1 protein-coding gene and 1 pseudogene are annotated in these 855 nt (G+C 73.3%); both read right to left on the minus strand.

Annotation, left to right across the window (positions count from 1 at the left end):
- A pseudogene (locus A4V12_RS40015) lies at positions 1–93 on the minus strand (YbaK/EbsC family protein); the annotation flags it as partial.
- A gap of 43 nt (positions 94–136) precedes the next feature.
- Positions 137–709 carry a helix-turn-helix domain-containing protein gene (locus A4V12_RS23015; RefSeq protein WP_064071318.1) on the minus strand — a complete coding sequence of 191 codons (573 nt, stop codon included), beginning with the start codon at positions 707–709 and terminating at the stop codon, positions 137–139.
- Between the last annotated feature and the right edge of the window lie 146 nt (positions 710–855).

The raw sequence follows: 855 nt of genomic DNA on the forward strand, positions 1-855 counted from the left end.
CGCCCGTACGGCGTCGGCGACGGGCGCGACGATCCGGTCGAGGCAGTCGGGGGCCGGGCGGGCCTCGTCGAAGTCTCCGATGGGTGCGCGCATGCGGTCACGCTAGCAATGGCCGGCGTGCGGGCGGCGGGCCGTCTCAGCGTACGGGCGGGACGGAGACCGCCATGGTCATCTCGACCGTGCCGGCACCGTCGTTGCGGTACGCGTGCGGCACGTTCGACTCGAAGACGGCCGAGGTCCCGGCGGGTACGCGGTGCTCCACCCCGTCGACGGCGAGGGTGAGTTCGCCCGCCGTGACGTGGAGCAGTTCGGTGGTCCCGTCGGGGTGGGGGTCGGAGGCGCGGGAGTCGCCGGGGACCAGTGTCCACGACCACAGTTCGAGGGGGCCCCGGGCTTCGGCGCCGACGAGGAGCGTGGTGCTGCTGCCCCGGTCGGTGGACCACATCCGTACGGCCTTCTCCGGGGGCACCAGGCGGACGTGCGGGCCCTGCTCGTGGTCGAGGAGCGTGGTGATGGAGACGCCGAGCGCGTCGGCGAGCTTCACGGTGGTGCCGACGCTGGGGTTCGTCCGGGCCTGCTCGATCTGGATGATCATGCCTCGGCTGACCCCCGCCCGGGCGGCGAGCACGTCGAGGGTGAAGCCGCGCTCACCGCGCCACCGCTTGAGGTTGCGGGCGAGCGACTGCGCGAGCTGGTCGAGGTCCGACACGTTCCGTCCAATACAGCGAATGGCACAGTCCATCGGAGTGCACTGCGGTCGGCTGCACCCCACTGTTCACCGCACTGTACTGCGGGGGCCGCCGCGGCAGCACGGTCCGCCCCGGTGGCCGGTCCTCCCGCGCGCGGGGCGGGGCC

The sequence above is a fragment of the Streptomyces noursei genome, assembly GCF_001646665.1.
Lineage (GTDB): Bacteria > Actinomycetota > Actinomycetes > Streptomycetales > Streptomycetaceae > Streptomyces > Streptomyces lavendulocolor.